The 25825-nt window shown below is 63.2% G+C and carries 26 protein-coding genes; 20 read left to right on the forward strand and 6 right to left on the reverse strand.

Going from position 1 to position 25825, the window contains the following annotated elements; translation table 11 throughout:
* Window positions 1–13 precede the first annotated feature (13 nt).
* The 20 genes from FOY53_RS23080 (at window position 14) to FOY53_RS11695 (ending at window position 18026) form a co-directional block, all read left to right on the forward strand.
* Entirely contained in the window at window positions 14–790 is a 777-nt protein-coding gene (locus FOY53_RS23080) for a helix-hairpin-helix domain-containing protein (protein WP_186766587.1), read from the forward strand.
* A 14-nt stretch (window positions 791–804) separates the two neighbouring features.
* The gene (locus tag FOY53_RS11605; protein ID WP_146588956.1) at window positions 805–1023 is read left to right on the forward strand and encodes a DUF5337 domain-containing protein; all 219 of its coding nucleotides are present in this window, start codon (window positions 805–807) and stop codon (window positions 1021–1023) included.
* 3 nt (window positions 1024–1026) lie between these two features.
* Entirely contained in the window at window positions 1027–2325 is a 1299-nt protein-coding gene (gene nuoF / locus FOY53_RS11610) for an NADH-quinone oxidoreductase subunit NuoF (RefSeq protein ID WP_146588957.1), read from the forward strand.
* A gap of 4 nt (window positions 2326–2329) precedes the next feature.
* Entirely contained in the window at window positions 2330–2737 is a 408-nt protein-coding gene (locus FOY53_RS11615) for an MAPEG family protein (protein WP_146588959.1), read from the forward strand.
* On the forward strand, window positions 2737–3234 hold the full coding sequence (locus tag FOY53_RS11620) for a DUF3291 domain-containing protein (protein ID WP_146588961.1): 498 nt from the start codon (window positions 2737–2739) through the stop codon (window positions 3232–3234). The genes FOY53_RS11615 and FOY53_RS11620 overlap by 1 nt, the downstream gene beginning before the upstream one ends.
* Window positions 3235–3238: 4 nt before the next feature.
* Entirely contained in the window at window positions 3239–3580 is a 342-nt protein-coding gene (locus FOY53_RS11625; RefSeq protein ID WP_246107368.1) for a hypothetical protein, read from the forward strand.
* Window positions 3581–3704: 124 nt separating this feature from the next.
* On the forward strand, window positions 3705–4106 hold the full coding sequence (locus FOY53_RS11630) for a DUF5333 domain-containing protein (RefSeq protein ID WP_146588963.1): 402 nt from the start codon (window positions 3705–3707) through the stop codon (window positions 4104–4106).
* A gap of 4 nt (window positions 4107–4110) precedes the next feature.
* Window positions 4111–6129: an NADH-quinone oxidoreductase subunit NuoG gene (gene nuoG, locus FOY53_RS11635; RefSeq protein ID WP_146588965.1), complete on the forward strand. Its 2019-nt coding sequence runs from the start codon at window positions 4111–4113 to the stop codon at window positions 6127–6129.
* A 4-nt stretch (window positions 6130–6133) separates the two neighbouring features.
* Window positions 6134–6526 (forward strand): YNQ4 family lipoprotein, encoded by a 393-nt coding sequence (locus FOY53_RS11640; protein ID WP_500690372.1) that lies wholly within the window; start codon window positions 6134–6136, stop codon window positions 6524–6526.
* A 7-nt stretch (window positions 6527–6533) separates the two neighbouring features.
* The gene (nuoH, locus tag FOY53_RS11645) at window positions 6534–7571 is read left to right on the forward strand and encodes an NADH-quinone oxidoreductase subunit NuoH (RefSeq protein WP_146588967.1); all 1038 of its coding nucleotides are present in this window, start codon (window positions 6534–6536) and stop codon (window positions 7569–7571) included.
* Window position 7572: 1 nt separating this feature from the next.
* A complete protein-coding gene (nuoI, locus tag FOY53_RS11650) occupies window positions 7573–8067 on the forward strand; it encodes an NADH-quinone oxidoreductase subunit NuoI (RefSeq protein WP_146588969.1) in 495 nt (164 codons plus the stop codon).
* Between the two features lie 70 nt (window positions 8068–8137).
* On the forward strand, window positions 8138–8542 hold the full coding sequence (locus FOY53_RS11655; RefSeq protein ID WP_146588971.1) for a carboxymuconolactone decarboxylase family protein: 405 nt from the start codon (window positions 8138–8140) through the stop codon (window positions 8540–8542).
* Window positions 8539–9141 carry an NADH-quinone oxidoreductase subunit J gene (locus tag FOY53_RS11660; RefSeq protein ID WP_146588973.1) on the forward strand — a complete coding sequence of 201 codons (603 nt, stop codon included), beginning with the start codon at window positions 8539–8541 and terminating at the stop codon, window positions 9139–9141. The genes FOY53_RS11655 and FOY53_RS11660 overlap by 4 nt, the downstream gene beginning before the upstream one ends.
* Window positions 9142–9217: 76 nt before the next feature.
* Window positions 9218–9523 (forward strand): NADH-quinone oxidoreductase subunit NuoK, encoded by a 306-nt coding sequence (gene nuoK, locus FOY53_RS11665; RefSeq protein WP_047997009.1) that lies wholly within the window; start codon window positions 9218–9220, stop codon window positions 9521–9523.
* 4 nt (window positions 9524–9527) lie between these two features.
* Window positions 9528–11678, forward strand: a complete 2151-nt coding sequence (nuoL, locus tag FOY53_RS11670; RefSeq protein WP_146588975.1) for an NADH-quinone oxidoreductase subunit L — start codon at window positions 9528–9530, stop codon at window positions 11676–11678.
* Window positions 11678–13243, forward strand: coding sequence for an NADH-quinone oxidoreductase subunit M (locus FOY53_RS11675; protein WP_146588977.1), 1566 nt, complete (start codon window positions 11678–11680; stop codon window positions 13241–13243). Before nuoL ends, FOY53_RS11675 begins: the two co-directional genes overlap by 1 nt.
* 12 nt (window positions 13244–13255) lie before the next feature.
* On the forward strand, window positions 13256–14701 hold the full coding sequence (gene nuoN / locus FOY53_RS11680; RefSeq protein WP_146588979.1) for an NADH-quinone oxidoreductase subunit NuoN: 1446 nt from the start codon (window positions 13256–13258) through the stop codon (window positions 14699–14701).
* 122 nt (window positions 14702–14823) lie between these two features.
* The gene (locus FOY53_RS11685) at window positions 14824–15570 is read left to right on the forward strand and encodes a biotin--[acetyl-CoA-carboxylase] ligase (protein ID WP_146588981.1); all 747 of its coding nucleotides are present in this window, start codon (window positions 14824–14826) and stop codon (window positions 15568–15570) included.
* Window positions 15571–15581: 11 nt separating this feature from the next.
* The gene (locus tag FOY53_RS11690; protein ID WP_146588983.1) at window positions 15582–16355 is read left to right on the forward strand and encodes a type III pantothenate kinase; all 774 of its coding nucleotides are present in this window, start codon (window positions 15582–15584) and stop codon (window positions 16353–16355) included.
* Window positions 16356–16358: 3 nt separating this feature from the next.
* Window positions 16359–18026, forward strand: coding sequence for a ribonuclease J (locus tag FOY53_RS11695; protein ID WP_146588985.1), 1668 nt, complete (start codon window positions 16359–16361; stop codon window positions 18024–18026).
* Between the two features lie 154 nt (window positions 18027–18180).
* Here the strand turns inward: FOY53_RS11695 and FOY53_RS11700 are convergent, their stop codons facing one another.
* The 6 genes from FOY53_RS11700 to surE form a co-directional block, all read right to left on the reverse strand.
* Window positions 18181–19695, reverse strand: coding sequence for a DEAD/DEAH box helicase (locus tag FOY53_RS11700; protein ID WP_146588987.1), 1515 nt, complete (start codon window positions 19693–19695; stop codon window positions 18181–18183).
* 234 nt (window positions 19696–19929) lie between these two features.
* Window positions 19930–20883, reverse strand: coding sequence for a glycosyltransferase family 2 protein (locus FOY53_RS11705; RefSeq protein WP_146588989.1), 954 nt, complete (start codon window positions 20881–20883; stop codon window positions 19930–19932).
* Window positions 20880–22652, reverse strand: a complete 1773-nt coding sequence (locus FOY53_RS11710) for a glycosyltransferase family 2 protein (protein ID WP_146588991.1) — start codon at window positions 22650–22652, stop codon at window positions 20880–20882. Before FOY53_RS11710 ends, FOY53_RS11705 begins: the two co-directional genes overlap by 4 nt.
* 223 nt (window positions 22653–22875) lie before the next feature.
* Window positions 22876–24141: a peptidoglycan DD-metalloendopeptidase family protein gene (locus tag FOY53_RS11715; protein ID WP_146588993.1), complete on the reverse strand. Its 1266-nt coding sequence runs from the start codon at window positions 24139–24141 to the stop codon at window positions 22876–22878.
* Window positions 24142–24202: 61 nt separating this feature from the next.
* Window positions 24203–24847, reverse strand: coding sequence for a protein-L-isoaspartate(D-aspartate) O-methyltransferase (locus tag FOY53_RS11720; protein WP_146588995.1), 645 nt, complete (start codon window positions 24845–24847; stop codon window positions 24203–24205).
* On the reverse strand, window positions 24844–25629 hold the full coding sequence (gene surE, locus FOY53_RS11725; protein ID WP_146588997.1) for a 5'/3'-nucleotidase SurE: 786 nt from the start codon (window positions 25627–25629) through the stop codon (window positions 24844–24846). Before surE ends, FOY53_RS11720 begins: the two co-directional genes overlap by 4 nt.
* Window positions 25630–25825 lie beyond the last annotated feature (196 nt).

Below are 25825 nucleotides of genomic sequence, written 5' to 3' on the forward strand. Positions count from 1 at the left end.
AGGGAGAGCGAAGATGAATGAACCGATCAAGGGCATGAGTTGCGCAAAAGGCTGCTGGGTAATTTCCGGAGGCATAGGTTTTGCCGGGCTTTTGCTGCTATTGGTGGTGTTCGGCACATCCTGGCCTTGGTCGATCTTTCTGTCGCTCCTGTTGACCGGAGTTGCGGGGCTGGTTCTGCCGTATCTGCTGTGCCGCGAGACGGCGGCCGCTGCGGACACCACTCCGGCGTCGGCATCCGCCGCGCCCGAGCCCGCCGCGCCCAAGCCTGCTGCACCGTCAGCATCTGCGGCGCCCAAACCCGCCGAAGCGCCTGCACCGCAACCGGCGGCCGGGACCACGGCCCCCGAGGTTCGGGCTGAGGCCGCTGCTGCACCGCCCGCGGCGTCTGCGAGCGCGGTGACGGTCAAACCCTCCAGGGAACTGCCTGGTCAGACCGACCTTGCCGGACGCAAGGGAGAATGGAAATACACTGCCGCCGCGACACCGGGTGCGGCGGCGTCAGAGGGTGGCGGCAAACCCGCAACCCTCGCAGCGGCACGGCCCGGCGGTGCGGACGACCTCACAAGGATCCGTGGCATCGGCCCCAAGCTCGAAGCTCTGTGCAATGCTCTGGGAATCTACCACTTTGACCAGATCGCGGCGTGGAGCCCGGCAGAGATTGACTGGGTCGACCAGAACCTCGAAGGGTTCAAGGGGCGCGTGACACGGGACAACTGGGTGGCGCAGGCGCAGACACTCGCGGCTGGCGGGACCAGCACAGCACCGGCGCAGACCGGCAACACGGACTGAACGGGCAGGGCGGAATGAACCAGGACGAGGCATTTCAGCGGCAAGGGCGCATCACTGCGCTGGTGATTGCCGGTGTGGGCCTGGCCTGGGTCATCGTCACCGGCCTTGGGGCGGCGCTGGACTGGACCCAGCGCACCCGCGCCTTTTTCGATCTGGCCGCACTGGCCGGGTTCGGAACGGGCATCTGGATGATTTATGGACTCTGGCGGATGCGCCAGAAGAACAAGGACTAAGCGATGCTGCAGGATCAGGACCGGATCTTTACCAATATTTACGGCATGCATGACCGCACGCTTAGAGGCGCGCAGGCGCGCGGCCATTGGGATGGCACCAAGGGCATTCTGGATCACGGACGCGACTGGATCGTCGACCAGATGAAGAAGTCCGGTCTGCGCGGCCGCGGCGGAGCCGGCTTTCCCACCGGGCTGAAATGGTCCTTCATGCCCAAGGAGTCCGACGGTCGGCCCAGCTATCTTGTGGTCAATGCCGACGAATCCGAGCCCGGCACCTGCAAGGACCGCGAGATCATGCGCCATGATCCGCACACGCTGATCGAGGGCTGCCTGATCGCCTCTTTCGCGATGCAGGCCAATGCCTGCTACATCTATATCCGGGGCGAGTACATCCGCGAGAAAGAGGCGCTTCAGATGGCCATCGACGAGGCCTATGAGGCCGGTCTGATCGGCAAGAACGCCTGCGGGTCGGGATATGACTTTGACCTGTACCTGCACCACGGTGCCGGGGCCTATATCTGTGGCGAGGAAACCGCCCTGCTCGAAAGCCTCGAGGGCAAGAAGGGCATGCCGCGCATGAAGCCGCCGTTCCCGGCCGGCTCGGGGCTTTATGGCTGCCCGACCACGGTGAACAACGTTGAATCCATCGCCGTGGTGCCGACCATCCTGCGCCGCGGCCCCGAGTGGTTCTCGGGCTTTGGCCGTCCGAACAACGCCGGCACCAAGCTGTTTGCGATCTCGGGGCATGTGAACAACCCCTGCGTGGTCGAAGAGGCGATGTCGATCACCTTTGAAGAGCTGATTGAAAAGCACTGCGGCGGCATCCGCGGCGGCTGGGGCAACCTCAAGGCGGTGATTCCCGGTGGCTCTTCGGTGCCCTGCATCCGTGGCGAGCACATGAAAGAGGCGATCATGGACTTTGACTATCTGCGCGAGCAGCGGTCGGGTCTGGGCACGGCAGCGATCATCGTGATGGACAACTCGACCGACATCATCAAGGCGATCTGGCGTCTGTCGAAGTTCTACAAGCACGAGTCCTGTGGCCAGTGCACGCCCTGCCGCGAAGGCACCGGCTGGATGATGCGGGTGATGGACCGTCTGGTGACCGGCGAAGCCGATGTCGAGGAAATCGACATGTTGCTCGACGTGACCAAACAGGTCGAGGGGCATACCATCTGCGCGCTTGGCGATGCGGCTGCCTGGCCGATCCAGGGCCTGATCCGCAATTTCCGTGACGAAATCGAAGATCGTATCAAACACAAGCGCACCGGCCGGGTTTCGGCCGCAGTTGCGGCGGAGTGACATCATGGAACAATTCGTACAATACAGTCATGCCACCGCCTCACTGGCGCTCTGGGCACTGATCATTCTGGCCCTTTCGGGCCTGTCGCTGCGCGGACGAACGCCGGAAAACCGCTGCGGTTGCGGCAAGCCGATACGCGATTACGCCAACCCGGTGTACCGGTCCGAACGGGCGTTCCAGAATGCCATCGAAACCTCGGGTCCGTTCATTGCCGCGACACTGGCGGGCATTCTGGCCGGGGCGGCACCGTTCTGGGTGAACCTGCTCGCGTCGGTGTTTGTCCTGGCGCGCATTGCCATGGCCGTTGTCCACATCCGCACCGAAAACCAGCCGATGCGGTCGGCCTGCTACGGCGTGAGCTGGCTTTGTGTTGTCCTGCTGGCGCTGTTTGCACTGGTCGCGGCGTTCTGATGCAGCCAGAGGGCCATCATCTTGCCGAGCTGAATATCGGGCGGCTGGTGGCACCGACGGACGATCCGCGTGTGGCCGACTTCATGGGCGCGCTGGACCGGATCAACGGTCTGGGCAAGCGGATGCCGGGGTTTGTCTGGATGATGGAAGGGTCGGGTGCGCCGGGAACGGGCAACACCGATGCCAAGCTGGAGGGCGACCCTCGGTTTGTGAGCAACCTCACCGTCTGGGAGACGGTCGAGACCCTGGAAGCCTTTGTCTGGGACACCGTGCACCGGCAGTTCTACAACCGTCGGGCCGAGTGGTTCGAAGTGTTGGACAAGATGCACTTTGTCATGTGGTGGGTGCCTGTGGGGCATCGCCCGACGCTGGCCGAGGCACTGGAAAAGCTTGCGCTGCGGGACGCACAGGGCGATACGGACGCAGCCTTTGGCTGGGGCCATCTGAAACAGGCGTCGCGATGGAAATCCCATCAGTGCGCTACAGCGGCGGAGTAAAGTGATGCGCGGATTTGCCATTCTCGGCGTTGTGGCCATAGCGCTGACGACAGCCGCCTGCTCGCGCACCAAGGGTGCCAACGTCGTGGCCTTTGACGGTGTGTTCTACAAGGGCAAGGTGCAGGCCGAGCGCAGCAACCGCAAGGATTTCACCGCCACCGTCCGCCCGGTAAGCGTCCAGGCACTGACCGGCGCACGGGCGGCCGGGCGCCATGAGGGCATCAAGCATTGCATCTTTTATTACGGCACCAGTGACATCGCATGGGTCGTTGGCCCCGATACGCCGCCGGAACAGTTGCAGCTGGTCGGCGACACGCTGACCTTTCGCGGATCCTGCATGGAATGACGCGGACAGCCGACATAACAAAGGCTTGTAGCTGCCGCTATTGCATAGCAAAGCAGCGCAGCCACATCTTTGCGGGAACGCGGGGTTGCAAAGCAACCCCGGAAGCCTTGCAAGGAGAGACGGGATGCGTATGACACTGAGCCTGATACTGGCGGCGACTCTGGCGGCTGGAGCGGTGGCTGCAAAGCCGGCCCTGCGCGATGTCGCGGCCGTGGATGACGGCCTGCTGGCGGTGGGCATTGCGGATGAGATCCGCAACAAATGTGACAAGATCGAAGCGCGGATGATCACCGCGCTGCTGCGGCTGAACGAACTGAAAGCGACGGCACGGTCGCAGGGCTACAGCGACGACGAAATTGAGGATTACGTGACCTCCAAGGCGGAAAAGGCCCGGATGCGCCAGCGTGGCGAGGCCTATCTTCTGGCCAACGGAGTGACACTTGGGGACAAGTCCAGTTACTGCAAGCTGGGCAAACAGGAAATTGCGAAGGGCTCGGCGATCGGGTCCCTTCTGAAAGCAAGGTGAGACAATGTCAGACCTCCGCAAGATCAACATTGACGGCAAGGAAGTGGAAGTAGACGGCGCGATGACGCTGATCCAGGCCTGTGAAGAGGCCGGGGTCGAAATCCCGCGATTCTGCTACCACGAACGGCTGAGCATCGCCGGGAACTGCCGCATGTGTCTTGTCGAGGTTGTGGGCGGCCCCCCCAAGCCCGCCGCATCCTGCGCCATGCAGGTGCGCGACCTGCGGCCGGGCAAGGATGGCGAGCCGCCGCTGGTGCGCACCAATTCCCCGATGGTCAAGAAGGCCCGCGAAGGCGTGATGGAGTTCCTGCTCATCAACCACCCGCTGGATTGCCCGATCTGCGATCAGGGGGGCGAGTGTGATCTTCAGGATCAGGCCATGGCCTACGGCGTGGATTTCTCGCGGTTCCGCGAACCCAAGCGGGCGGCGACGGATCTGGACCTTGGACCGCTGGTCGAGACCCACATGACGCGCTGCATCTCCTGCACCCGCTGCGTGCGGTTCACCACCGAAGTGGCCGGGATTTCGCAGATGGGCCAGACCGGCCGTGGCGAGGATTCCGAGATCACCTCGTATCTGGGCGAGACGCTGGATTCGAATTTGCAGGGCAATATCATCGACCTGTGCCCGGTGGGGGCGCTGGTGTCCAAACCCTATGCCTTTACCGCCCGTCCCTGGGAGTTGAGCAAGACCGAAAGCATCGACGTGATGGATGCCCTCGGCAGCAACATCCGGGTCGACACCAAGGGGCGCGAAGTGATGCGCTTTCTGCCGCGCAACCATGACGGCGTGAACGAGGAATGGATTTCGGACAAGACGCGGTTTGTCTGGGACGGCCTGCGCCGCCAGCGGCTGGACGTTCCCTATGTGCGCGAGGGCGGCAAGCTGCGGCCCGCCACATGGCCCGAGGCGCTGACCAGGGCGGCCGAGGCCATGAAGGCTGGCAAGGTCGCAGGCCTGATCGGCGATCTGGTTCCGGTCGAGGCAGCCTATGCGCTGAAAACGCTCGTCGAGTCGCTGGGTGGTTCGGTCGAATGCCGCACCGATGGTGCCAAGCTGCCCACCGGCAACCGGTCGGGCTATGTTGGCACTGCGACCATCGAAGAGCTCGACAGCGCCAGGGCGATCATGCTGATCGGCACGAACCCGGCGGTCGAGGCGCCGGTCCTGAATGCCCGTATCCGCAAGGCCTGGCTGCATGGCGCCAATATCGGCGTCATCGGTGAAGCCGCGGATCTGACCTATGAGTATGACCATCTCGGCACCGGCCCTGCGGTTCTGACCGAGCTGCTTGCGCGCGACCACAGTGCTGTCGCCGAAACGGGTTCGGTGATCATTGTCGGGCAGGGGGCTCTGGCGCGCGCTGACGGCGCGGCGGTTCTGGCGTCTGCGATGCAACTGGCCGAGGCGACGGGATCGAAATTCCTGGTGCTGCACACGGCGGCGGGCCGGGTCGGCGCGATGGACATCGGTGCCGTGACCGAGGGCGGCCTGACCGCGGCGCTGGACGGAGCCGACGTGGTCTATAACCTCGGCGCTGACGAGGGCGACATCCCCGCCGGTCCCTTTGTGATCTATCAGGGCAGCCACGGCGACCGCGGCGCGCACCGTGCCGATGTGATTCTTCCGGGCGCGGCCTATACCGAGGAACAGGGTCTGTTCGTGAACACGGAAGGCCGCCCGCAATTGGCGTTGCGGGCCAGCTTTGCCCCCGGCGAGGCAAAAGAGAACTGGGCGATTCTGCGCGCCCTCAGTGCCGAGGTGGGGCAGCAGCTTGCCTTTGATTCGCTGGCGCAATTGCGCCGTGCCCTGGTCACCGCCGTTCCGCATCTGGCCGACATCGACGCGGTGCCGCAGAATGCCTGGCAGGTGCCGCCGGGCGGTGCCCTGGACGGCGCCGCCTTTGTGCCCGCGATCCGCGACTTCTACCTCAGCAACCCCATTGCGCGGGCGAGCCAGCTGATGGCCGAATTGAGCGCCAACGCCAAGGCCCGGAAAGAAGCCCCGCTCGCGGCGGAGTGAGGGGGTGCGCAGGGCGCTGGCCTTGACGGCGATGGCACTGGGTGCCCTTGCGGGCTGCGAGGCGCCGCAGGGTGTGCCCGCGCCGTTCACCCCGGAGTACGGCAAGATCGAAACCCGGCTGCTGGACGGCGATCTGGTGAACTTTGTGGTGAATATGCGCGGCGCACGGGGCCCGGATGACGTTGCGGCCTATGCAGAGTGCGCTGCGGCGCAGTATGCTCTGATACGAGGATACGGTTTCGCGCGGCATTTGCGCACAAATGTCGACGAAGAGGGTGGTCTCTGGCGCGCAGATGCGGTTTACACCATCTCGCCAGCGCTGCCTCGTGGGTTAAAGACGATCGACGCGGAAGTTGTCGTTTTTGACTGCGCGGAAAACGGAATACCGATGGTGTGAGGACCTGATGGCTGATTTCTTTACCACTCCCGGCGGGATCGCCCTGATCATCGTGGCACAGTGCCTTGCGGTTCTGGCCTTCGTGATGATCTCGCTGCTGTTTCTGGTCTATGGCGACCGCAAGATCTGGGCAGCTGTGCAGATGCGTCGGGGCCCCAACGTTGTCGGCACCTTCGGGCTGCTGCAATCGGTGGCGGATGCCCTGAAATACGTCGTGAAAGAGGTCGTCATACCGGCCGGCGCGGACAAGCCGGTGTTCATGCTGGCGCCGATGACCTCGTTTGTTCTGGCGATGGTGGCCTGGGCGGTGATCCCGTTCAACGACACCTGGGTGCTGGCCGACATCAATGTCGCCATTCTTTTTGTCCTCGCGATTTCGTCGCTCGAAGTCTACGGCGTGATCATGGGCGGCTGGGCGTCAAACTCGAAATACCCGTTTCTCGGCAGCCTGCGCTCTGCCGCGCAGATGATTTCCTACGAGGTGTCGCTGGGGCTGATCATCATCGGCATCATCATCTCGACCGGCTCGCTGAACTTCGGCGATATCGTGCGGGCCCAGGATGGCAGCTTCGGGTTTTTCAACTGGTACTGGCTGCCGCATTTCCCGATGGTCTTCCTGTTCTTCATCTCCTGTCTGGCCGAAACCAATCGCCCGCCGTTTGATCTGCCCGAAGCGGAATCCGAACTGGTGGCCGGGTACCAGGTGGAATATTCCTCGACGCCCTTCCTGCTGTTCATGGCCGGCGAATACATCGCGATCTTCCTGATGTGCGCGCTGACCTCGCTGCTGTTCTTCGGCGGCTGGCTGTCGCCGATCCCCGGGCTGCCGGACGGCGCCCTGTGGATGGTGGCGAAGATGGCGTTCTTCTTCTTCCTGTTCGCAATGGTCAAGGCAATCACGCCGCGCTATCGCTATGATCAGCTGATGCGGCTGGGGTGGAAAGTGTTTCTGCCGTTCAGCCTGTTCTGGGTCGTCTTCGTGAGCTTTGCGGCTAAATTCGGTTGGTTCTGGGGCCTCTACGCCCGCTGGACCGTGGGAGGCTGACATGGCTCAGATGGATTACACGCGCGCCGCCAAATACTTCCTGCTTCAGGATTTCTGGGTGGGCATGAAACTGGGGCTGAAATACTTTTTTGCTCCCAAGGCAACGCTGAACTACCCGCACGAGAAGGGTCCGCTGTCGCCGCGTTTCCGCGGGGAACACGCGCTGCGCCGCTATCCCAACGGCGAGGAACGCTGCATCGCCTGCAAACTGTGCGAAGCGATCTGCCCGGCACAGGCCATCACCATCGACGCCGAGCCGCGTGACGACGGATCGCGTCGCACGACGCGGTATGACATCGACATGACGAAATGCATCTATTGCGGTTTCTGTCAGGAAGCCTGCCCGGTGGATGCCATCGTCGAAGGCCCGAATTTCGAATTCGCCGCCGAGACACGAGAAGAGCTGTTCTACGACAAGGCCAAGCTGCTGGAAAACGGCGATCGCTGGGAATCTGAAATCGCCCGCAACCTGGAAATGGATGCACCCTACAGATGACACGTGCGCCAAAAAGTTTTCAGAAAACTTTTGACAAGACTTTTTTCAAAAGTCTTGCGGGGACCCTCACATGACAAGCAAGACCCCTTTCGAACTGATGATGGAGCAGGCGCAGGAACTGGCCAAGGCCTTCAATCCCGCGATGACCTCGTTTGACCCCAAGGGGTTCGAAAAGCTCTGGCCGACCATGCCCAAGGAGTTCATGGAGATGAGCTTTGGCCGGGGCATCAGCAAGGAAGGTCTCGACGCCAAGACCCGGCTTCTGCTGACGCTTGCCGGACTGACGATGCAGGGTGCGCAGGCTGACACGCAGGTGCGCATGACGGTGCGCCATGCCATGGAAGCCGGCGCCACCAAGGACGAAATCGCCGAGACCATCGCCCAGATGTCGATGTTTGCAGGCATTCCGGCCATGACCCGCGCGATGGAACTCGCCCGCGACGTCATGGAAGACAACAAGGATGATGAGACATGAGCGTCTTTGCCTTTTACCTGTTCGCCATCAGCACGATTGCCGGCGGCCTGTTTACCGTAGTGAGCCGTAATCCGGTGCATTCGGTGCTCTGGCTCATTCTGGCGTTTCTGAGTTCGGCAGGATTGTTTGTGCTGCTGGGCGCGGAATTTGTCGCGATGCTGCTGGTCATCGTCTACGTCGGTGCGGTGGCGGTGCTGTTCCTGTTCGTGGTGATGATGCTGGACATCGATTTTGCCGAGTTGAAGGCAGAGATGGCGCGGTACATGCCGCTGGCGCTGCTGTTTGGCGTGGTGATCCTGATGCAGTTCGCCATCGCCTTCGGCGCCTGGCAGAGTTCCGGCGCGGCCGACGGCCTGCGGGCGCAGGAGATCATGGCCGAGGCCGAGAACACCCGGGCATTGGGGTTGGTGCTGTATGACCATTACTTCCTGTTGTTCCAGCTTGCAGGACTGATCCTGCTGGTGGCGATGATCGGCGCGATCGTTCTGACCCTGCGCCATCGGACCGACGTCAAGCGGCAGGATGTGGTCGCCCAGATGATGCGCGATCCGGCCAAGGCCATGGAGCTGCGCGATGTGAAGCCCGGGCAGGGACTCTGACCCGGCAAGACGGACAAGCCGCGGATGAATCCGCGGTGGCACAAGACTAACGACGGGGACAACCCGGAGGGACATGATGATCGGACTTGAACACTATCTGACGGTGGCGGCGACGCTGTTCGTCATCGGCATCTTCGGGCTATTCCTGAACCGGAAGAACGTGATCATTCTGCTGATGAGCATCGAGCTGATGCTGCTGGCGGTGAACATCAATTTCGTCGCCTTCTCCTCTTTCCTCAACGACCTCGTCGGGCAGGTTTTCACACTGTTCGTGCTGACCGTTGCGGCGGCAGAGGCTGCCATCGGTCTGGCCATCCTGGTCTGTTTCTTCCGCAACCGCGGCACCATCGCCGTGGAAGACGTCAACGTGATGAAAGGCTGAAGCCATGGAATCGCTCATCCTCTTTGGCCCGCTGTTCGGGTCCATCATTGCCGGATTCGGCTGGCGTCTGATCGGTGAACGCGGCGCCATGTGGATCACCACGGGTCTGCTGTTCATGGCCTGCGCCTTTTCCTGGATCCTGTTCCTGACCTTCGACGGGCTGACCTACAAGGTCGAGATCTTCCGCTGGATCGAATCCGGTACCCTGTCCACCGACTGGGCCATCCGCATGGACAGGCTGACCGCGATCATGCTGATCGTGATCACCACGGTTTCGGCGCTGGTGCATCTCTACAGCTTTGGCTACATGGATCACGATCCGCAGTGGAGAGAGGGCGAAGTCTACAAGCCGCGCTTCTTTGCCTACCTGTCGTTCTTCACCTTCGCGATGCTGATGCTGGTGACCTCGGACAATCTTGTGCAGATGTTCTTTGGCTGGGAAGGCGTGGGCGTCGCTTCGTACCTGCTGATCGGCTTTTACTACCGCAAGCCCTCGGCCAATGCCGCCGCGATCAAGGCCTTCGTGGTCAACCGGGTCGGCGACTTCGGCTTTGCCCTGGGGATCTTCGGGCTGTTCTATCTGGTGGACAGCATCAATTTCGACGACGTCTTCGCGGCTTCGCCGGATCTGGCACAGACACAACTGGCCTTTCTGTGGACCGAATGGAATGCCGCGAACCTGATTGCCTTCCTGCTGTTCGTCGGCGCGATGGGCAAGTCGGCGCAGCTGTTCCTGCACACCTGGCTGCCGGACGCGATGGAAGGTCCGACCCCGGTGTCGGCACTGATCCACGCCGCGACGATGGTCACCGCCGGCGTCTTTCTGGTCTGCCGCATGTCGCCGCTGATGGAATATGCGCCCGAGGCCACGGCGTTCATCACCTTCATGGGGGCCTCTACGGCCTTTGTCGCCGCGACCATCGGTCTGGTCCAGAACGACATCAAGCGAGTGATCGCCTATTCGACCATGTCGCAGTTGGGATACATGTTCGTGGCCGCCGGTGTCGGTGTCTACAGCGTGGCGATGTTCCACCTGCTGACACATGCCTTTTTCAAGGCGATGCTGTTCCTGGGCGCCGGTTCGGTGATCCATGCGATGCACCACGAGCAGGACATGCGCAACTATGGCGCCCTGCGCAAACGCATCCCCTATACCTTCTGGGCGATGATGATCGGCACGCTGGCAATCACCGGTGTCGGCATTCCGCTGACGCACATCGGCTTTGCCGGATATCTGTCGAAAGACGCCGTGATCGAGAGCGCCTGGGCCGGAACCCAGGGGGGCTATGCCTTCTGGATGCTGGTCGTCGCGGCGCTGTTCACCTCGTTCTATTCCTGGCGGCTGATGTTCCTGACCTTTTACGGCGAGGCACGCGGCGACAGGCATACGCATGAACACGCCCATGAATCGCCGAAAGTCATGCTGATCCCGTTGGGGGTGCTGGCTCTGGGTGCGATCTTCTCGGGGATGATCTGGTACAACAGCTTCTTTGGCGATCATGCCTCGGTGAACCGCTTCTTCGGGATTCCGGCACATGCGGCCGAAGCCGCCGAGGGCCACGCCGAGGTGGCGGATGCGGGGCACGCCGAAGATGCCGTCAGTACAACCGAAGGGGCCGCCGCACATGGCGAAGAGGCGGTTGCGGACAGCCATGCGCAGGCAGCCGTCGCCGACGACAGCCACGCGGTGATCGGCGGGCAGGCGCCGCAGGGCGCCATCTACATGGGCGCCGAGAACACCGTGATGGACGACGCGCATCACGCTCCGGTCTGGGTCAAGGTCAGCCCGTTTGTGGCGATGATCATCGGCTTTGCCGTCGCCTATCTGTTCTACATCGTGAACCCGATGCTGCCGCGTCGCCTGGCCGAAAGCCAGCAGCCGCTGTACCAGTTCCTGCTGAACAAGTGGTATTTTGACGAGATCTACGATTTTGTCTTTATCCGCTCGGCCAAGGCCATCGGCCGCATTTTCTGGAAGCGCGGCGACGGGGACGTCATCGACGGATCGCTCAACGGAGTCGCCATGGGGCTGGTGCCCTACATCACCCGCCTCGCGGGCCGGGCCCAGAACGGATACATCTTCACATACGCCTTTGCCATGGTTGTCGGGATCGCGGTCCTTGTCACCTGGATGACCTTCGTGGGAGTCGAGTAATGGACAACCTTCTTTCCATTGTCACCTTCCTGCCGGCGCTGGCGGCGCTGATCCTCGCGCTGTTCCTGCGAGGCGGCGACAAGGCGGCGGATCGCAACGCCAAGTGGCTGTCCCTGATTGCGACCTCGGCCACATTTGTGATCTCGCTGTTCATTCTGGCGCAATTCGACCGGACCAACACCGGCTTCCAGATGGTTGAAAGCGCCGACTGGCTGCTCGGCCTGCAATACAAGCTGGGTGTGGACGGCATCTCGGTCCTGTTCGTGATGCTGACGACCTTCATCATGCCGCTGGTCATCGCCGCAAGCTGGCACATCGACACCCGCGTCAAGGAATACATGATTGCCTTCCTGCTGCTGGAAACGCTGATGCTGGGCGTGTTCATGGCGCTGGACCTCGTGCTGTTCTACCTGTTCTTCGAGGCCGGGCTGATCCCGATGTTCCTGATCATCGGCATCTGGGGCGGGGCCAACCGGATCTACGCCAGCTTCAAGTTCTTCCTCTACACCTTCCTTGGCTCGGTGCTGATGCTGGTGGCGATGGTGGCGATGGCCACCAATGCCGGCACCACGGACATCCCGACGCTGATGCTGCACGACTTCTCGTCGGAAACGATCTCGGTTCTGGGCCTCCCGGTGGTCGGCGGGCTGCAGACGATGATGTTCCTCGCCTTCTTTGCCAGTTTCGCGGTCAAGATGCCGATGTGGCCGGTGCACACCTGGCTGCCGGATGCGCATGTTCAGGCGCCGACTGCCGGATCGGTAGTGCTGGCATCCATCCTGCTCAAGATGGGCGGCTACGGCTTCCTGCGGTTTTCGCTGCCGATGTTCCCAGTGGGCGCGGATGTGCTGACGCCGCTGGTGCTGTGGATGTCGGCCATCGCCATTGTCTACACCTCGCTGGTGGCGCTGGTGCAGGAAGACATGAAGAAGCTCATCGCCTATTCGTCGGTTGCGCATATGGGCTATGTCACCATGGGCATCTTTGCGGGCAACCAGCAGGGCATCGACGGCGCAATCTTCCAGATGCTCAGCCACGGCTTTATCTCGGGCGCACTGTTTCTCTGTGTCGGGGTGATCTACGATCGGATGCATACCCGTGACATCGACGCCTATGGCGGTCTGGTGAACCGGATGCCGGCCTATGCGCTGATCTTCATGTTCTTCACCATGGCCAATGTCGGCCTGCCGGGCACCTCGGGCTTTGTCGGGGAATTCCTGACGCTGATGGGGATATTCCAGGCCAACACCTGGGTTGCGGCCTTTGCCACCTCGGGGGTGATCCTGTCGGCGGCCTATGCCCTCTGGCTGTACCGCCGCGTGGTGATGGGGGATCTGATCAAGGAAAGCCTGCGCAGCATCACCGACATGACACGCCGCGAAAAGGCGATCTTTGCGCCGCTGGTGGTGATGACGATCTGGATGGGCGTCTATCCCGCGCCGATCCTCGACCGCATCGGCCCGTCGGTCGCGGCGCTGGTGAGTGAATACGACACGGCCCTCGCGGCGGCGCACAGCGCCACCCAGGTTGCCGGAAATGCCGCCCCTGCGGCGGCAGAACACTAAGGAACGCTGATCATGATCCAGGCTGATCTGAACGTCATTCTCCCCGAGATCCTGCTGGCGGTCTTTGCCATGCTGGCACTGGTCGGGGCGGCCTACACCGACAAGGACAAGCTGGGGCCGATGCTGGTCTGGGCCACGTCGGGCCTGCTCATCGCGCTGGCGATCTGGATCGGGGCCAGCGGCGATGGCAGCACCCGGGTGGCCTTTAACGGGCTGTTTGTCGATGACGGCTTTTCCCGCTTTGCCAAGGTGGTGATCCTGCTGTCCGCCGCGGCGGTCCTGATGATGGGGCAGGACTATATGGCGCGGCGCGGTTTGCTGCGCTTCGAATATCCGCTGCTGGTCGCACTCAGCGCCGTGGGCATGATGATGATGGTGTCCGCCGGCGATCTGATGTCGCTCTACATGGGGCTGGAACTGCAGTCGCTGGCGCTGTACGTCGTCGCGTCGCTGCGCCGGGACAGCGTGAAATCGACCGAGGCGGGTCTCAAGTATTTCGTGCTTGGCTCGCTCAGCTCGGGTCTGCTGCTGTACGGCGCTTCGCTGACCTATGGCTATGCCGGAACAACCCTGTTCTCGGGCATCATTCAGACAGTGTCGGCGGGTGAATTGTCGGTCGGGCTGTTGTTCGGCCTGGTGTTCCTGATCTCGGGCCTGGCGTTCAAGGTCTCGGCAGTGCCGTTCCACATGTGGACCCCGGACGTCTACGAAGGCGCGCCGACGCCGGTCACCGCCTTTTTTGCGACCGCACCCAAGGTGGCGGCGATGGCGCTGTTCGCACGCCTGCTGCACGACGCCTTTGGCGGTGCGGCGGCAGAGTGGGGCCAGGTGGTCGCGCTGATCTCGGTTCTGTCGATGTTTCTCGGCGCCTTTGCGGCGATCGGACAGCGCAACATCAAGCGGCTGATGGCCTATTCTTCGATTGCCCACATGGGTTTCGCGCTGATGGGGCTGGCGGCTGGCAGCGAGCTGGGCGTGCAGGCGATGCTGATCTACATGACGATCTACGTCACCATGAACATCGGCACCTTTGCCTTTATCCTGTCGATGGAGCGGGACGGCGCGCCGGTAACGGATATCACTGCCCTCAACATGTATTCGAAAAAAGAACCCGGTCGCGCGCTGGCGATGCTCGTGCTGCTGTTCTCGCTGGCCGGCGTGCCGCCGCTGGTGGGCTTTTTCGGCAAGCTTTACGTGCTGCGGGCTGCCTATGACGCCGGTCTGGCCTGGCTGGCGGTTGCCGGGGTGGTCGCCTCGGTGATCGGGTCGTTCTACTATCTGCGCATCGTTTACCTGATGTATTTCGGTGACGACGCCGATGAAGGTCTGGATGCCGGCGGATCGCCCGTACTCTGGGGGTTCCTGATGGCGTCGGCCTTCGTGATGGTGGCAGGGGTGGTCAATCTGTTCGGCATCGAAGGCGCGGCAGCGGCGGCGGCGGCGACGCTTGTCCGCTAGGGCGCGACGCGCAGAGTTCGGGAACGGGGGCGCGCCCAAGGGCGCGTCGCTTTTCTGTTCTGCACACCGGCAGCGACCAAGGGGTCGGCTGCTGTGCCCGGGATGGAAACGGAGGGCTGCGCGTGGGATGGCCTGAGGGATACGGTCGGCGGGTGCTGAAAACCGTCGACAGCACCAACGCCGAAGCCGCGCGGCTTGCCGCGGGGCTGATGGGGCCGATGTGGATTCTGGCGCTGAGCCAGACGGCAGCACGTGGTCGGCGCGGTCGGCCCTGGGTGATGCCTGAGGGAAGTTTTGCCGCGACGCTGGTGCTGCGACCGACCGAGCCACCCAACGTTGTGGCGCTCCGGTCGTTCGTGGCGGCGCTCGCACTGCACGAGGCGTTTGTGGTGGCGACGGGCCGGACCGAGGGGCTGGCCCTCAAATGGCCAAACGATGTTCTGCTGAATGGCGGAAAGGTGGCCGGTATCCTGCTGGAAACACTGGGGGTTCGGCAAGGTGTGCAGCAGCTCGCCATCGGAGTCGGCGTGAACTTGCAGAACGCGCCGGCCGCGCAGGATATCGAGCCGGGAGCGATTGCGCCTGTCTCGCTGCTGTCGGCAACAGGCGTGGCGGTCACGCCGGAAGCTTTTCTGGATATCCTCGCCGAATGCTACGCCAAGATCGAGGCGATGTTCACCACCTACGGCTTTGCCCCGGTGCGCGAGGCATGGCTGCTGCGGGCCGCCCGTCTCGGGGAAACCGTGATCGCCCGGACCGGCACCGCCGAAATCACCGGGCGCTTTGAAACGGTGGACGAGGCGGGGCATCTGGTGCTGACCACCCCGAAGGGCCGCGAGCGGATCGCCGCGGCGGATGTTTTTTTCTGAAAGGCTTGGGCATGCTACTGGCCATCGACTGCGGCAACACCAATACGGTTTTTTCGATCTGGGACGGTGCGCGGTTTCTGGCGACCTGGCGCACCGCGACGGATCATCAGCGCACGGCAGACCAATACTATGTCTGGCTGAGTACGCTGATGGAGTTTCAGAAGATCGAGGCGGTGATCACCGACGTCATCGTGTCGTCCACCGTGCCGCGGGTGGTGTATAACCTGCGGGTTCTGTCTGACCGATACTTTCACACGCGCCCCATCGTCGTGGGCAAACCGGAATGCGCGCTGCCGGTGGCTGTGCGCGTCGATGCGGGCACGCAGGTCGGGCCCGACCGCCTGGTGAACACCGTTGCCGGCTTTGACCTCTATGGCGGCGACCTCATCGTGGTGGATTTCGGCACCGCGACGACCTTTGATGTCGTCGGCAGCGATGGTGCCTATGAGGGCGGCGTGATCGCGCCCGGCGTGAACCTGTCATTGCAGGCGCTGCACCAGGCGGCGGCGGCGTTGCCGCATGTCGACATCACCAAACCGCAAACCGTGATCGGTACAAACACCGTGGCCTGCATGCAGTCGGGCATTTTCTGGGGCTATGTCGGGCTGGTGAAAGAGATCTGCGCCCGGATCAAGGCCGAACGCGGCGTTGCGATGCAGATTATTTCCACCGGGGGCCTTGCGCCTTTGTTCCAACAGACCGAAGACCTGTTTGACGACTTCCGAGATGACCTGACGATGCACGGCCTGACCGTGATCCACAATTACAACAAGACCGAAGGATAATTCATGAGCAGTGAGCGTATCATCTACCTCCCACTCGGCGGAGCCGGGGAGATCGGCATGAACGCCTATGTCTACGGCTACGGCAAACCGGATCAGGAACGCCTGATCCTGGTCGACCTTGGCGTGACCTTTCCGGATATGGCTGGCACCCCCGGGGTCGATCTGATCCTGCCCGATATCACCTGGCTGAAAGAACGTCGTGACCGGCTTGAGGCGATCTTCATCACCCATGCCCACGAGGACCATGTCGGCGCCATCGGGCACTTCTGGGAACAACTGGGCGCGCCGATCTATTGCCGCGCCTTCACCGCCAACATCGCGCGGCACAAGATGGCCGAGCATGGCCATTCCGACCAGACGATCAAGGTGGTCTCAGCCTGGCCCGAGACCACGGCCGCTGGGCCGTTCAAGGTGGGGTTCCTTCCGATTGCGCATTCCATCCCGGAATCCTCGGGCCTGTTGATCGACACACCACAGGGGCGGCTGGTCCACACCGGCGATTTCAAGCTGGATGAAACCCCGATCGTCGGCGAACCCTATGACGCGGCGCTGTGGGCCAAAGTGGCCAAGGACGGAGTCCGGGCGCTGATCTGCGATTCCACCAATGTCTTCAGCCCGCATGCCGGTCGGTCCGAAGTGACCGTGGGCCCCGAGATCGAGAAGCTGGTGGCCGGTGCCAAGGGCATGGTTGTGGCCACGACCTTTGCCAGCAACGTCGCCCGGGTCAAGACGCTGGCCGAGGCTGGCGAGCGGGCCGGACGCTCGATCGTGCTGCTGGGCCGCGCCATGCGCCGGATGATCGAAGCGGCGACCGAAACCGGTGTGCTCAAGGGCTTTCCCCGGGTGACGTCACCCGAAGATGCCGTCGGGGTGCCGCGCGAAAACCTGATGTTGCTGGTCACCGGTTCCCAAGGCGAAAGACGGGCGGCAAGCGCGCAACTGGCACGGGGCAAATATCAGGGCATCACCCTGAAAGAGGGCGACCTGTTCCTGTTCAGCTCGAAAACCATCCCCGGCAATGAAAAGGGTGTGATCCGCATCATGAACCAGTTCTCGGAACTGGGTGTGGATGTGGTGGATGATTCCAACGGGCATTATCACGTGTCGGGCCATGCCAACCGGCCGGATCTCGAGGCGATGCACGACGTGGTCAATCCGCAGATGGTGATCCCGATGCATGGCGAACACCGCCACCTGCGCGAACATGTCAAACTCGCGCAAGGCAAGGGGCGCACCGGTGTGCTGGCCGTCAACGGCATGATGGTGGATCTGTCGGGCAACGAACCCACCGTGGTCGATTATGTCGAGACCGGGCGCACCTATGTCGATGGCTCGGTCAAGATCGGCGCGATGGACGGGGTGGTGCGGGACCGGATCCGCATGGCGCTGAACGGCCACGTCACGGTGACGGTGATCATTGACGAGGACAGCAAGCCACTGGGCGATTCTTGGTGCGATACCATGGGCCTGCCGGAACAGGGCAAGAGCCATATCCCGCTGGTCGACGTGCTGGAAGAGGACCTGAGCCAGTTCCTGGGCCGGGCGGGTGCCAAGACGATCCGCGACGACGACAAGCTGGAGGACGGCATCAAACGCGTGGTGCGGCAGTCTGCCATGTCCGAGATCGGCAAAAAGCCCGAAGTGACGATTGTCGTCAGCCGCCTGAGCTGACGCCGTCTCCCTGAAATGAAAAGCGCCGCGTCCCATCCCGGGGCGCGGCGCTTTTGTGTCTGATCGGCCAGTGCTTCTGATCGGCCAGTGCATCTGATCGGTCAGTGCAATGGACGCCCCGAAAAACCTGTCGGAGCGTCAGGTAGCCGCATCTCTAGCCGGCGCGGCGCTCGTCAAAGCTGAGCGCGATAAAGCTGGGCATGTGATCGCCCATTCCCACAACCTTGTTGTCCGCGCCGCCACGTCCGCGCTGGTAGCCACCAGAGTTGCGGTCGCGCGAAGGTTGCTCGCGTTGGGTTTGCTCGCGCGGTGCCCGGTCACGCGGAAACTCCTTGCGGACCTCTTGCACCGGTTCGGCCTCACGTTTTTCGACAGGCGCCGGTGCCGCAGCCACGGCTTCGACCCGGGGCGATTCCTTTGCCGTCTCGGGTTTGTTGCGCGATCTGCTGCGCGTGCGGCGCGGCTTGGCTTCAGCCTCGGTTTCCATCGCCGCGTCCACTTCGTCGCCGGCGGGGGGCGCCTTCAATGGCGATTCAAGGCGCGGGATGTCTTTTTGCAGAAGCTTTTCGATGGCATCGAGGTTCTTTTCATCGCGCGGAACGCAGATCATCATCGCCTTGCCATCGCGCCCGGCGCGACCGGTGCGCCCGATGCGGTGCACATAATCTTCGGCATGGCTGGGGACGTCGAAGTTGAACACATGGCTCACGCTCGGCACATCCAGGCCGCGCGCGGCAACATCCGAGGCGACAAGGAAGCGCAGATCGCCATTACGGAACCCATCCAGCGTGCGGGTGCGCTGCGACTGATCGAGATCGCCATGGATCGGCGCGGCGTCATAGCCGTACTTCTTCAAGGACTTGGCAACCACATCGACATCCATCTTGCGGTTGCAGAAGATGATGGCGTTGGTGCATTTTTCGCCTTCGGCGTCGATCATCCCGCGCAGAACCTGCCGCTTTTCGCTGGCTTCACGATCCTTGCGCGAGGCTTTGAAAATGACCACACCCTGTTCGATGGTCTCCGAGGCCGACGACTGGCGGGCCACTTCGACCCGTGCCGGGTTTGACAGGAACGTGTTGGTGATCCGCTCGATCTCCGGGGCCATGGTGGCCGAAAAGAACAGCGTCTGGCGAGTGAACGGTGTGAGTCCGAAGATCTTTTCGATGTCGGGGATAAAGCCCATGTCCAGCATCCGGTCGGCTTCGTCCACCACCATCACCTTGACGTCTGACAGGATCAGTTTGCCACGTTCGAAATGGTCCAGCAGGCGGCCCGGTGTGGCGATCAGAACGTCCACGCCCTTGTCGATCAGCTGATCCTGCTCCTTGAAGCTCACGCCGCCGATCAACAGCGCCTTGGTGAGTTTCACGTATTTCGAATAGGTGTCGAAGTTCTCCGCCACCTGCGCGGCAAGTTCGCGCGTCGGACAAAGCACGAGGCTGCGCGGCATGCGGGCGCGGGCCCGGCCCCGGGCCAGAAGGGTGATCATCGGCAAAACGAAACCAGCGGTCTTGCCCGTGCCCGTCTGGGCGATTCCCAAAACATCGCGCCCTTCGAGCGCCGAGGGGATCGCGCCGGCCTGAATGGGGGTCGGCGTTTCGTAGCCGGCTTCCTCGACGGCTTTCAAAACCTTGGGGTTCAGGTTCAGATCAGAGAATTTTGTCATATGTATCCGGTGTTTACGGACACTTATGGCCCGTACATCTGGTGCGTGTGTCAGGCCCGTATGGCCTTGTGGTTATCCACATCAATGACCCACGCGCGGCTTGTACCGAAAAGACGGCCCGTGGTCAACGTGGGCCGCGTTTGCCCGGGGTAAAGCACCGGTTTGTTGCCTATATTGTCACAAAGCCGTGATCACGAGGGTATTCTCTCAGTGTTTCCACACGGACCATGCATTTCAACATCCGGGAAAATGCCTGGTGCGGTGTGTCGGCAGGTCGAGATCATGGCGTCGCAAAAGCCCGTGTGCCTCGAGCCGGTCACACAGCTCCGGTGTTGCTGTGCCGACCTCGCGGTAAAAGGCGCGCAACCCGGCCTCTCCCTGTTCCGTTTCTATGGTGGTGAACAACTCGTGCAGGTTCGGCACCTCGGCCCCGGTCCGCACCTGCGCCTTCAGTTCGGAACGGTAAGAGCCCTGTGCAAGCCGGAACCGGTAGTCGGCCAGAAACTGATCCCAGTTGCGGGCGTGCAGATGACCCAGTTCGATGCCGGGCAGGGAGGCCTGACCGGGGTTGGTCTCGTCACCGAGGATGACGTTGTGGATCTTGATCTGAAGCCCCTTGAGACCGGCCCGAAAGAACAATTTACCCGCCACGTGGCTGAGAAAGCCGCCGGAGAGATAGCCGCCCCAGGTCGGGAAACATGCCTCGGAAGCGGCCTGCCGCGCCGCCTGATCCTGGTGACAGGCCTTGAACGCTATGCCTTTTGTGTTGTCCGTCGGTGCCAGAGCTTCGATCGGGCGCACACGGGCGCACAGCGCGCTGTCGGGCAGGGCTTCCAGCTGCGTGTCGATCGGCATCCGTGAAATAAGGAATTCGTCCACGTCGATATGGACGAGCCAGTCGACCTCGGCGCTGGAGCGGCCGACCTGGCGGTTGTTGGCGTGGCGCGCGTTCAGCGATTGTCGCACCTGGTGGCGGTCGGGGCGGCCGTTGCGCTTTGCCCACCAGGCGGCGTCGGTGTGTGTGGCCCTGATCGCAGGGTGCCGGTTGAGCACGGCCAGCGTTTCGGGAACGTCGTCATCCAGATAGAGATAGAGCTTTGCCGCCCCCTGATCGAGATGCCAGGCGGCGAAATCCAGAATCTCGGGCAGGGGGGCCCGGATTGTCGACACGACGCCCCAGCGAATCACGGAAGCGCTCCGAAAACACGGAGGACGGCGGCGTCCGGATCCAGGGGGTGGGTCAGCAACATGCCCCGGGCGGTCAGCCGCGCCCGCAGGTCAGGTGTGTCCAGTGCGACCTCGTCAAAGAGCGTGCGCAGACCTGCCTCACCCTCGGTGTCGGCGAGAAAGGCAAGGATGTCCGACAGGTCCAGCCGACCGCTTTCCGTCCGCGGCCGGTAGGACCCCCGGGTGCGGCGAAATTCGAAATGGTCGCGGAAATGGCCCCAGCTGGGGGCGTGCAGATGCCCCAGAAAGACCTGGGAAAGCGGGGCCCGATTGGTGGCGTCGGCGCCTTTGTACTTGAGCGTGTGGATGCCCAGACGCGTGTCGGGGATGCCGGTGCGGGCAAAGACCTTGCCGGTGGTGTGGCTGAGAAAGCCGCCGTACAGATGCAGACCGAAGGTCGGATAGACATCCTGAAGGCTGGCCTTGGGAACGCCGGCCGCCTTGTGGGTCAGTTTGAAATGTTCCGGCCGGTCGGCCGCCGCGTCCGAGGCCAGCAGTTCCGCCGGGGTCAGCCGTGCGACGGCCACCGCCGGGGGGATGCGCGCCAGGGCCGAGGTGATTGCGGTTTCCGCCAGCAGCAGTTCATCAACATCGATATGGCCGATCCAGTCCAGGTCGGCGGTCACCGCCCGCAGGGTTCGGGTGGCATTGAATGCCTGACGCAGTTGATGCGACTCCATCCGGGCGCGCCCCGCGCTCTGCCAGTAAGCCGTGTCGCATTGAGTGACCTGGATGCGCGGATGCCGTTTCAGATAGGCCGCCACCTCGGGATCAGGTTCATCCAGAAAAATGTGCAGCGCCTGTGCCCCCAACTCAAGGTGATGGGCGGCGAAACGGGCAATCTGGCGCGGCGGCGCCTTGATCGTGCTCACCAGCCCCCAGCGCAGGTCACCCGCCGCAAGCCGCAGACGGCCGGCCGGAACCGGCGCGATGTTGGACTTCTTCGCCGCCTTGACCGGCTCGGACGCGTCGCGCCGGGTCTTGCGCTGGCGCATCGTCATCAGGCGACGGAACAACGTGCGGTCATCGTGGATCAACAGGTCCAGCAGGTGCTGGGCGAGCGGCGCAATCACCGGATCGGCTTCGGATTCCTGCCACAGCCGGCCCAGCATGTTGACGTCAAGGCCCCCGGCAGTGATCGAATAGGCATCCATGTCCGCAGGCAGTTTCGCCCTGACCTTGTTGTCCAGGGTAAAGGCCCGGTCGGGGGTGAGCCCGGAATACAGCCGCTCGGTCTCGTACAGTTTCATCGTCCCGAACAGCACTGTCAGGGCAAGCCCGACACTGCGCTGCACCGGACCCTGTCCGTGATCGCCAAAGGTGGTCACAGACGAGACGAGCCAGCGGGCGTTCAGAGTGTTGCAGAGAAATTCGCCGTGCTCGGCCCAGAGGCGTTGAAACAGCGCCGGTGCCTGTTCCGGGAAGTCGCGTTTGCGCAGATGCGCGATCAGCAGCCCGTTCAGGAAACAGATCTCGGGCGCGCCGGTGAACTCCTGCCGCAGGGCGAACCTCTTGCGGTGGTAAGTCGACCGGATCTTGCTGTTTTCCCCGGGATCCCGGTCCGGATCGGTGACAATCCGGGTCAGCAGCGGTGCAAGATCGACATCGGGCGCGGGCAGGGATTCACCGGGCGCGTAGGAAAAACCGTCGCGCCGCCCCTCCATCTGGGCAAGCACGGCCTTGATGCCGCCGGGATAGGTGGGCGTCTTGCCGCCGTTTTTGCTGCTCATTGGCGCAGAGTGCCGCGAGTTGTCGCCCGGCGCAATCGTGACATGCCACGTGCGTTAGTCCTCAGGCGCGCACGTGCTGTGCGCGCACCACCTGCCGACTTTGCCGCGACTCCGACCGGCGGGAGGTCCGGTCCGGGGGAGATCCGGAATGCGCCCCGTGCGGGCGCGCACCCGCGGACTTCAGCCAAGGCGCAACGTCACCCGGGTGCGGTGCCGCTGGCCGTCATTTCAGATATTTCATCGGGTCGACGGAATCAAAACCGTTGCGCACTTCGAAATGCATCCGGGGCGGATCGCCGGCGCGCACCTTGCCGATGGTCTGACCACGGCTGACGGCATCACCTTTTTGCACCGAGAGTCCGTCGATATGCGTGTAGACGGTCAGCAGGTTGTTCGGGTGCTTGATCACCACGATCGGAATGTTTTCGGTGTTGGTGGTGATGGCCGCAACCGTGCCGCTGGCGGCGGCTTTGACCGCCGTGCCTGCCGGAGCGCCGATGTCGATGCCATCGTTCCGGCCCTTGGAATATTCGCGGATGATGCTGCCCTGCACCGGATACCCCATCGCGGCTGAACTGCTGGCGGCCGGGGCGCTGGGTTGGCCGATGTCGGGTTTCGGCACCGCCGGGGCGGGGGCGGCGGCAACGGCAGGCGTGGCATCCGGCAGCGGTTTCGAGGCGCTGGGGGGCACTGGTGTGGTGCTGCCGATTCCGGGCGCGGCAATGGTCTCTGCCACCACGGGGGCGGCGGCGGTGCGCTGGGTGTCGGACAGGGCGGTCGGGATCAACAGGTATTGACCGTCGCGCAGCGCATAGTCGCTGCCCAGACCGTTCCAGTCGGCCAGCGCGCGCGGCGTGACGTTGTAGAGCCGGGCGATGGTAAAGGCGGTTTCGCCACGCTGAACCTGATGCCGGACCGGCTCGACGCCGCCCGGGCTGATGCCGGCGTGTTGCGCGACCGGCGCCGGGCCGACCGAAGCCTGGGGCGCAGGTGCACGGTCGATGGCTGCCCCGGCAAGGGTGGTGATGTCGATGGCCCCAGCCGGGGTGATCGCGCCGACCGGCGCGGCGGCCGGTGCCACCGGCGCCGTGCCTGCGATGGTGGCGGTGGCGACTCGGCGGGGCAGCGCCACCACTTCGCCGGTGCGCAGCGGATCGCCGGGCTGAATGCCGTTGTAGATCGCCAGTTCCTGCGGTGACAGGCCGATGCGGTTCGCGAGGCTGGCCAATGTATCGCCGCGCCGCGCAACCGCGACCTGGTAATTGGGATAGCTGAGCACGCCGCGGGAATCCGGGCTGGGCGGCGGTGCCGTGGCCGCCACCGCGGCCTGTGACGTGTCCAGCGAGCCGCCCATTCGGCCCCGCATGTCCAGATCAAAGGGGCCCGAACAGGCGGTGAGGGCCAGCAAAGCAATTCCGGCGCCGCCGAGGCGCAGTGTGGCAGACGGGCGGAGCGGTCGGCGCGTGCGGAGGGGGACTGTCACTGTCATCTCGATATCCTCGGGTGCGCCCCTTGTTGGCCAGGACGTCTTGGTACACAAAATTGCGGTCTCAGCTGTCCTTGCCCAGACCTTCGACCAGCGGCACAAAGCGCACGGGGCGCAGTTCGTCATACTCGTAGCCGGTTTCGAGCCGTGTGACCCGGATCAGGCTTTGCACCGTATCGGACTGCCCGACAGGCACCACCATGATACCGCCAATCTTGAGCTGGGCCAAGAGCGGGCCTGGCGGATCCTCGGCTGCGGCAGTGACCAGAATGCGGTCAAATGGCGCCTGATCAGGCAGACCGAAGGAGCCGTCGGCGGTAAAGGCCGTGATATTGGTCAACCCGAGCTGGTCAAACACCGCGCGCGCCTCGCGCACAAGGCGCATGTGGCGATCAACGGTATAGACCCGGCGCGCCAGGCAGGACAGGATCGCAGCCTGGTAGCCCGAGCCGGTGCCAACCTCGAGCACCTTGTCGCGGGAACTGACGTCAAGCGCCTGGGTCATCAGCCCGACCACCGATGGCTGCGAAATCGTCTGACCGCAGGAGATCGGCAACGGCATGTCGTCATAGGCGCGGTCGGTGAAATAACCGCGGATGAACGGGCCGCGGTCGATCTTTTCCATCGCGCTCAATACCGCGTGATCGGTCACGCCCTTCGAGCGCAGGGCATAAAGGAACTGCATCTTGCGTTCCGCGTCATCACTCATGCCAGGGCGTCTTTCAATGGCCCAAGCTGGTCATGGGCGGTGAGGTCGGCGCGCATCGGGGTGACGCTGATATACCCGGCGAGGTTCACGTCGGCATCGGCACCGGGCTGGGACGGAGCGCTCTGATCGCCGCCCCTGATCCACAGGAACCGCCGACCCGAAGGGGACAGGTGCGGTTCGACTTCGAACCGCGTGTTCTGGCGGAAACCCTGCGGCGCGACGCGGATGCCCAGCACGTCGTCCGCCGCAACCGGCGGAAAGTTCACGTTGTAAAACAGCCGGTAGCCGCTGTGTTCCGTCGGGTTGGCCATCAGAATGCGGCGCACGGTGTCGGCGCCATGCCGGGCCGCAGCCTCGAAGGGATCGTCGAGTTCGGCATTGCCGGGACCATAATATTGCGACAGCGCAATGGCGGGCACACCCTGGAGCGCCGCTTCCATCGCGCCACCAATGGTGCCGGAATACAGCACGTTCTCAGCCGAATTGTTGCCTCTGTTCACGCCCGAAAGCACCAGATCGGGGGGCGTCTCCTTCATCACGTCGTGCAAGCCGGCCAGCACGCAGTCCGCCGGGCTGCCTTCGGCCGCAAAGGTGCGCGCGCCGAGTTTGGCGATCATGGTGGGATGGGTGTAGCTGATGCAGTGACCGACGCCGGATTGCTCGAAGGCGGGAGCGACAGTCCAGACATCCGCAGGGTCCTGGACAAGCGCCAGCGCAATCTGGTGCAGGATCTTCAGCCCCGGCGCGTTGATACCGTCGTCATTTGTAATGAGAATGCGCATGAAACCGCCCGTCCTGTCTTTTTCTCTGCATATGCGAGCAGGGCGCGGGGGGCAAGCGGCGGGGACTGTCCCGCGTCACCTCGGGGCGGTTGCCGCCACGCGCTGATGGATCATCGGGCCATTGGCAAAACACGCGGGACGGGGCACTCGGGACGGGGGAGGCAACCCCTGTTTCCCCGGGGTTGCAGCATCCCGG

Source organism: Puniceibacterium confluentis (assembly GCF_007923445.1).
GTDB classification, from domain to species: Bacteria; Pseudomonadota; Alphaproteobacteria; order Rhodobacterales; family Rhodobacteraceae; genus Puniceibacterium; species Puniceibacterium confluentis.